At 73.0% G+C, this 6,508-nt stretch carries 6 protein-coding genes and 1 pseudogene; 1 reads left to right on the forward strand and 6 read right to left on the reverse strand.

Features of this window, described 5'->3' with window-relative positions:
- Nucleotides 1–9: 9 nt before the first annotated feature.
- From PKA89_RS18485 to PKA89_RS18500, 4 genes are read right to left on the reverse strand one after another with little or no spacing between them, the layout of a single operon-like run.
- Nucleotides 10–849 (reverse strand): MOSC N-terminal beta barrel domain-containing protein, encoded by an 840-nt coding sequence (locus tag PKA89_RS18485; RefSeq protein ID WP_324422036.1) that lies wholly within the window; start codon nt 847–849, stop codon nt 10–12.
- Nucleotides 846–1,379, reverse strand: a complete 534-nt coding sequence (locus PKA89_RS18490; protein WP_324422037.1) for a carbonic anhydrase — start codon at nt 1,377–1,379, stop codon at nt 846–848. The genes PKA89_RS18485 and PKA89_RS18490 overlap by 4 nt, the downstream gene beginning before the upstream one ends.
- Nucleotides 1,376–3,079 (reverse strand): fumarate hydratase, encoded by a 1,704-nt coding sequence (locus tag PKA89_RS18495; RefSeq protein ID WP_324422038.1) that lies wholly within the window; start codon nt 3,077–3,079, stop codon nt 1,376–1,378. Before PKA89_RS18495 ends, PKA89_RS18490 begins: the two co-directional genes overlap by 4 nt.
- Nucleotides 3,076–4,005, reverse strand: a complete 930-nt coding sequence (locus PKA89_RS18500; protein WP_324422039.1) for a PfkB family carbohydrate kinase — start codon at nt 4,003–4,005, stop codon at nt 3,076–3,078. The genes PKA89_RS18495 and PKA89_RS18500 overlap by 4 nt, the downstream gene beginning before the upstream one ends.
- Before the next feature lie 126 nt (nt 4,006–4,131).
- Here PKA89_RS18500 and PKA89_RS18505 point away from each other — a divergent pair, with 126 nt between their 5' ends.
- A complete protein-coding gene (locus tag PKA89_RS18505) occupies nt 4,132–4,698 on the forward strand; it encodes a DUF4245 domain-containing protein (RefSeq protein WP_324422040.1) in 567 nt (188 codons plus the stop codon).
- Nucleotides 4,699–4,755: 57 nt separating this feature from the next.
- On the opposite strand, the gene PKA89_RS18510 is transcribed toward PKA89_RS18505, so the two are convergent.
- Both PKA89_RS18510 and PKA89_RS18515 read right to left on the reverse strand, forming a co-directional pair.
- Nucleotides 4,756–5,556 carry a DUF3626 domain-containing protein gene (locus PKA89_RS18510; protein ID WP_324422041.1) on the reverse strand — a complete coding sequence of 267 codons (801 nt, stop codon included), beginning with the start codon at nt 5,554–5,556 and terminating at the stop codon, nt 4,756–4,758.
- Nucleotides 5,553–6,508 (reverse strand): annotated as a pseudogene (locus PKA89_RS18515) (HNH endonuclease signature motif containing protein); the annotation flags it as partial. The pseudogene PKA89_RS18515 and the gene PKA89_RS18510, both read right to left, overlap by 4 nt.

The raw sequence follows: 6,508 nt of genomic DNA on the forward strand, positions 1-6,508 counted from the left end.
GCCCGCAACCTACCCGGCGGGCCGCACCTCGTCCCCCACCCGGACGTCTCCCGAGACCTCCGGGACCAGCTGGACGGCGAACCACGTCGTGCCCTCCCACCTCCGGTGCCGGGCGAGGGTGCGGATCGGCTCGTGACCGCGCTCGCGGGTCACGGGGTCGACGGTCGTCATGACGCAGCGGTCGACCGGCTTGGGCACCCGGAAGGTGACCGCGCCGACGGTGACAGCCGGCCAGCCGTCCTCGGCGAACGGCTCGAGGTCGCCGTCGACGACGAGGTTGGGCCGGAAGCGCTCGACGGCGAGGACGGTGGGGTCCTCGCCGCGCTCGAGCGCGGTCTCGGCCACCCAGTCCTGGAGCCGGCGCAGCGACGCGAGGGAGGCGAGGGTCACGGGGTACGCGTCGGCGAAGGCGGTGGCCTCGCCGGGACGTCCGTGGGTGGCACTCAGCGGCCGTGGCTCGGCGACGTGGACGAGGCGGACGTCGTCGCGCTGCAACGCCTCCCGCAGCCACGCGTGGGCCGCGGGGTCCGCATCGCGAGCGGTGAGGCCGCGGCCGTGCACGGTGACCGGGCGGGCCGGCCCGTGCGGCACCTCGACGGTGAGGTCCTCGAGGCCGGGGGTGCGCAGCCGGAGGGCGGCGTCGAGGCCGGCGTCGGTGTCCGGGGTGTCGGCGGTCACCGCGAACAGGCCGCGGTCCTCGCGGGCGGTGAGGCACTCGTCGTCGGGCGTGACGACCATCCAGCGCCGGTCGCCGCGCAGGCCCCACGGCTCGACGACGGCGTGCCGCACCGGGCGGACGGCCGTGCTCTTGACCGGGTGGAGCGCGATGCGCTCGAGCCGGACGGTCACACGAGCCGGCTGATGAGGCCGCTGTCGACGTCGTACATGAACCCGCCGACGAGGGCGCGCTCGCCGATCAGCGGGTGCGAGCGGACGACGTGGACGTCGTGCTCGAGCGCGGCACGCTGGTCGGGGACGACGTTGAAGTCGTGCCACGAGGCGTCGACGCCGGCGGAGGCGCTGACCCGCTCGTGCAGCTCCTCCTCGGTGTTCGAGGCCATCGCGCACCGGGTGTGCGGGACGACGAGGATGCGCCGCACGCCCAGGAGGTGCACTCCGAGCACGAGCGCCTCGAGGGCCTGGGGCGTGACCCGGCCGCCCGGGTTGCGGAAGATCTTCGCGTCGCCGGGGTGCAGGCCGAGCATGGCGAGCGGCGCGATGCGGCTGTCCATGCAGGTGACGATGGCGATGCCGGCGTGCGCGACGCCGTCGAAGCCGGCGAGGTCGAAGGTGCGGGCGAACTCGGCGTTCGCCGCGAGGAGGTCGTCGAAGTCGGTGGGGATGCTCGGGGTGGTCGGGGTGGTCGGGGTGTCGGTCACAGCAGTCCGGTCCTCTTCTCGATGGTGAAGGCCACCGGCTTGGTCACGCCGGCGAAGAAGTCGTTGCCCTTGTCGTCGACGACGACGAAGGCGGGGAAGTCCTCGACCTCGATCTTCCAGATCGCCTCCATCCCGAGCTCGGGGTACTCGAGCACCTCGACGCTCTTGATGCAGTCCTGTGCGAGGCGCGCGGCCGGTCCGCCGATCGAGCCGAGGTAGAACCCGCCGTGGGTGCGGCACGCGTCGGTGACCTGCTGGCTGCGGTTGCCCTTGGCGAGCATGACCATCGAGCCGCCGGCGGCCTGGAACTGGTCGACGTAGGAGTCCATCCGGCCGGCCGTCGTCGGGCCGAACGAGCCGGACGGCATCCCCTCCGGGGTCTTGGCCGGGCCCGCGTAGTAGACCGGGTGGTCCTTGAGGTACTGCGGCATCTCCTCGCCCGCGTCGAGCCGCTCCTTGATCTTCGCGTGGGCGATGTCGCGGGCGACGACGAGCGGGCCGGTGAGGCTGAGGCGGGTCTTGACGGGGTGCTTCGTCAGCTCGGCGAGGATCTCGTCCATCGGTCGGGTGAGGTCGATCGGCACGACCGCGCCGGCTCCGGTACCGGACACTCCCTCGGCGTCCTCGAGGCCGGCATGGGTCTGGTCGGGGAGGAACCGGGCGGGGTCGGTCTCGAGCTGTTCGATGAACACGCCCTCGGGAGTGATCTTCCCGAGGACCTGTCGGTCGGCGGAGCACGAGACGGCGATGGCGACGGGCAGGCTCGCGCCGTGCCGGGGCAGGCGGACGACGCGGACGTCGTGGCAGAAGTACTTGCCGCCGAACTGCGCGCCGATGCCGAACTGCCGGGTCAGCTCGAGGACCCTCTCCTCGAGCTCGGTGTCGCGGAAGCCGTGGCCGGTGGCGGGGTCGCCCTGCTTGGGCAGCTGGTCGAGGTACTTGGCACTGGCGTACTTCGCTGTCTTGAGGGCGAACTCGGCGCTCGTGCCGCCGATGACGATGGCCAAGTGGTAGGGCGGGCAGGCGGCCGTGCCGAGGCTGCGCAGCTTCTCGTCGAGGAAGCGCGTCATGGCGTCCGGGTTGAGGATCGCCTTGGTCTCCTGGAAGAGGAACGACTTGTTGGCGCTGCCGCCCCCCTTGGCCATGAAGAGGAACTTGTAGGTCGTCTCGTGCCCGGGTGCGGTGTCGGCGTAGAGCTCGACCTGGGCCGGGAGGTTGGAGCCGGTGTTGCGCTCCTCCCACATGGTGACCGGGGCCATCTGGCTGTAGCGCAGGTTGAGCCGCGTGTAGGCGTCGTAGACGCCGCGGCTCAGCGCCTCCTCGTCGGTGCCGTCGGTGAGCACGTGCTGGCCGCGCTTGCCCATGACGATGGCGGTGCCGGTGTCCTGGCACATCGGCAGGACACCACCGGCCGCGATGTTCGCGTTCTTCAGCAGGTCGAGGGCGACGAACTTGTCGTTGTTGCTCGCCTCCGGGTCCTCGAGGATGTTGGCGAGCTGCTGGAGGTGGGCGGGGCGCAGGTAGTGGGCGATGTCGTGCATCGCGGTCTCGGTGAGCAGGCGCAGCGCCTCGGGGGAGACCTGGAGGAAGCGGCGGCCGCCGGGGCCCTCGAGGGTCTCGACGCCCTCGGTGGTCAGCAGCCGGTAGGGCGTCTCGTCCGCGCCGACGGGCAGGAGGTCCTCGTAGGCGAACTCGATCATCGCAGCTCCTCTCGGGTGGGGGCGTAGGCGCCGGCGTGGCGGACCGTGACGCCGCTCGTCGCGAGGGCGCGGTCGATCGCAGGCCGCACGTCGTCGAGGCCCGCGGCGGCGAGGCGCGCCCGGGCGTCGGTGCTGCCGAGCAGGCCGGAGTCGAGGAGGCCGGAGAGCAGACCCGCCATGAAGGAGTCGCCGGCGCCGACGGTGTCGACGACGTCCTTGATGCGCGCCGCGGCGCGGGCCTCCTCGCCGGTCGCGGCCCGCCAGACGACGCCCTCACCGCCCAGCGTGACGACGGTGAGCGAGGCGCCGAGGGCCGCCCAGCGGGCCATCACGGCGGAGGCCAGTTCGCCGGGGTAGAGCCACTCGATGTCGTCCTCGGAGCACTTGACGACGTCCGAGAGGGTGACGAGGTGCTCGACCCGCGGACGGACCTCGTCGACGTCGCCCATGATCGTCGGGCGCACGTTGGGGTCGTAGGACACCGTGCCCTGGGCCCGCGCTCGGCGCATCGCGTCCTCGACCTCGGCGTCCCCCGGGGTCAGGGTCGTCGCGATCGAGCCCGTGTGCAGGTGGCCGGTACCGGCCGGGAGGCGAACCGGCGGGAGGTCCCAGTGCAGGTCGAAGACGTACGAGGCGGCACCGGAGCCGTCGAGGGTCGCGAGCGCGGTGGAGGTGGGGTGCTGCGGGCTGCGGCTACCGGGCAGCAGGTGGACCCCTCCGGCCTCGACGTGCTCGGCGCAACGGCGGCCTCGCTCGTCCTCGCCGACGAGGCAGGCGAGGTGCGTGTCGTGGCCGAGGCGGGCCAGCCCGACGGCGACGTTGGCGGGGGAGCCGCCGACGTGCTCGGCGCTGCGGCCGTCGGGGTGGCTGACGATGTCGACGAGGAGCTCGCCGACGACGACGACCGGCGGCGCGGTGGCGCTCACGACATCCTGACCTCTCTCGCGGCGGCGGGTGGCCCGGCGCCGGCCGGAGCGGCCGACGGCGGCATGTCGAACCCTATCGCCGGGGTCGATTGCGGGTTTGCGGTGTCCGTCGGCGACCATGGGGTGGTGACCACGCCCAGCGCCCCCCAGGTGCCGAAGAGCCGGTACTCGATGGGGTCGACGAAGAACCTCGTCCTGTCGCTGCTCGCGGTGCTCGGGATGGTGCTCGTGCTCGTGCTCCTCGTGCCCCGGGTGGACAGCGTCGGCGGGCCGCCCGTCGACGTGCACGCGAAGGCCCTCGAGGTGGCGAAGTCCTCGGGCTGGCCGATCGTGGAGCCGGTGGGTCTTCCGGACGGCTGGACCCCGACCTCGGTGCGCTACGTCCCGGTGACCGACGGCTTCCGCACGTGGCACGTCGGCTACCGCACCCCCTCCGGCACCTTCGTCGCCGTCGAGCAGACCAAGGACCCGAGCCGCGCGTGGGTCGCGGCCCAGACCAACCGGGCTCCGCGCGAGGGGACCGTGGACATCGCCGGACGCACCTGGGACAAGTACGTGCGCGACAACAAGGTGCAGAACAGCCTGCTCTCGGTGCCGCCGAGCGGCTCCGGCGAGCTGGCCACCCTCGTCACGGGCACCGCGACCTTCGAGGACATGACCACCTACGTCGAGCACCTGCAGCCGGTCCGCTGATCCCTGCGCCGGCCGGGGTCGGCCCACAAGGACCGGGGGGAGAGCGGTCCGCAGGGGTCAGGACCCGGACCTCGCCTCCTGCCGGCCGAACCGGGCCAGGCAGTGCCAGAGCCACTTGACGGCCTGGGGGTCAGCCGTCCGCCAGGCGTCGAGCAACCGTGCCGGGGTGATGTCCCCACCGAGCCTGCGAGCGAGCTCCACCGGGACCGAACCCCGGTACGCCGGGTCGATCGACTCGGCGGTGACCCGGTAGCCGGGGTGCGCCTCGACGGGACAGCCGAGCCGAGCGAGCGCCTCCTGATGCATCTCGTGGTCGCTGGGGTCGACGACCACGGCCTCGACGTCGCGGGCGAGCTCGAGGCCCCCGTGGACGTGCGCCTCCACGTAGTCGTTCAGGGGGTCGTCCAGCGGGAGCCCGGCGGCCTCCTCGGGCAGGAGGGTGTGGTCGTGCACCCCGGCGTCCGCGAGCCGGCAGAGCTCGTCGACCTTCTCCGGACCTCCGACGGCCGTCGGGTGGTAGACGCTGTCCGGCCAGCAGAAGGTGGCCCGGGCCGTCACCTCCGGCCGCAACCGCAGGTAGGCGGAGCCGAAGCGCGGTGACGCGCCGAAGGTGTCGCCCCGTCGGTTCCAGGCGCCGTACACCGGCCGCGCGGCCGGGTCGGAGCGGTCGTACCGCCCCTCGAAGAGGCGACTCTCCCAGCGCCATCGGGCACCTCCGGGGACCGCGGTCAGGCCGCCGTTCGACGTCCCGGTCTCCCACTGGCTGCGGTACACCCCGGAGGCCGCGATGGCCTCGATCACCGTGGTGTCGCCGTGCGGCCGTCCCGGGTGGAAGTGCACGACGATCCCCACGGTCATGCGGGGACTGTAGTCAGGGGCAGGCACGACCGGCGGTGCTGGGGTTCGGTGGTGCGGGTCGCTGAGTTCGGGCCGTGCCAGGTGAGGGTGCCGTCGGGGTCGAGGACGGGTCGCCAGCGTCCGGTCTGCTTGAACCGGTGGTGGTGGCGGCAGAGGGCTTCGAGCTCGGTGGGGGTGGTCTGGCCGTCGGGCCAGGCCCGCGCGTGGTCGAGGTCGCAGCGCACGGCGGGTCGGGTGCAGCCCCACATGCGGCAGGTGCCGTCCCTGGTCCTGACGAAGTCGGCGATCGCCCCCGGTGGTCGGTAGGCGGCAGTGGTCAGGGAGGCCAAAGTGCCCGTCTCGGCGTCGAGGACGGCCCGGGCGACCTCCAGCGGCACGGTCTTGAGCAGGTTGGCCATCGTGGTGGCGTCGACCCAACCCACGTTCGGCAGCTGCGCCCCGGACACCGCGGTGCCGAGGGACACGGGCGCCATGACGCTCGTCAGGTCCCCGGTCGCCTCGACCGGCTCCTCCCGCCAGGACAGCTCCTCCCGGCTCGCCGGGTCGAGGTCGGCGTAGCGGGTCACCGCACCGGTGACGGCGTCGACGACGGTCTCGTCGTCGTCCCACTCGACCCGGAACTGCTCCCCGGTCACGGGTTCGGCCGTGGCGGCATCGGTGACGACCGGGACGCCGAGGGTGACCTGTGCGGAGACGGTGACGTTGCGCAAGACCAGGTCGGCGAGGGCGTCGGCACGTGCCTCGGGCAGGGAGAGGTCGGTGTCGACCTGCCGGTACTGCCCGGCCAGCTCCTCGACGGCGGACCACATCGCAGCACTCGTGGCGGTCGGCAGGGACCCGAACCAGTCGGTCAGCCCGTCCACCCCGGCCCGCACCTCCACACACCGACCCCGATTGGCGCCCGCGGCGTGCACGTCGACCTGGTCGACCGCCTCCCCCGCCGCGCCCCGCC

Origin of the sequence: Phycicoccus sp., assembly GCF_035325325.1 — a bacterium.
In the GTDB taxonomy this organism is placed as follows: Bacteria; Actinomycetota; Actinomycetes; order Actinomycetales; family Dermatophilaceae; genus Phycicoccus.